This window comes from Candidatus Binatia bacterium (genome assembly GCA_023150935.1).
GTDB lineage: Bacteria > Desulfobacterota > Binatia > HRBIN30 > HRBIN30 > JAKLJW01.
In genome coordinates, this window is the sequence record JAKLJW010000176.1 from 1 (window position 1) to 536 (window position 536).

Sequence of the window (536 nt, forward strand, 5' to 3'; positions counted from 1 at the left end):
CGCGATCGCCGTCGCGAGGGGTCGCGTGCCGGTGATCGCCGGCACGGGGACGAACGCGACCTGGTCCACCGTGCAGCTCACGCGCGCGGCGGCGCAGTGGGGGGTCGACGCGATGCTCGTCGTCACGCCCTACTACAACAAGCCGACGCAGGAGGGGCTCTTCCTCCATTGCGAGGCGGCCGCGCGCGCGGCCTCCGGGCGCCCCGTGATCCTCTACGACGTCCCGGGGCGCACGGCGGTCACGTTCAAGGAGGCGACCGTCAAGCGGCTCGCCCGCGTGCCGGGGGTCGTCGCCCTCAAGGACGCGACGGGCGAGCTGGAGCGGGTCAAGAGGCTCGCCCCTGACCTCACGGTCCTCGCCGGCGACGACGCGGCGACCCTCGAGTGCATGCGGCGCGGCGCCACCGGCGTGATCTCGGTCGCGGCCAACGTCGTGCCGGAGAAGATGGCGCGCCTCTGCCGCGACCGCGACGAGCGGATCCACGAGGAGCTGTCCCCGCTCTTCAAGGCGCTCTTCGTCGAGTCGAACCCGATCC

At 73.1% G+C, this 536-nt stretch carries 1 protein-coding gene; it reads left to right on the forward strand.

Going from position 1 to position 536, the window contains the following annotated elements:
- Positions 1 to 25 precede the first annotated feature (25 nt).
- The coding region (locus L6Q96_23595) for a dihydrodipicolinate synthase family protein (GenBank protein MCK6557530.1) at positions 26 to 536 on the forward strand (511 nt) is incomplete at its 3' end.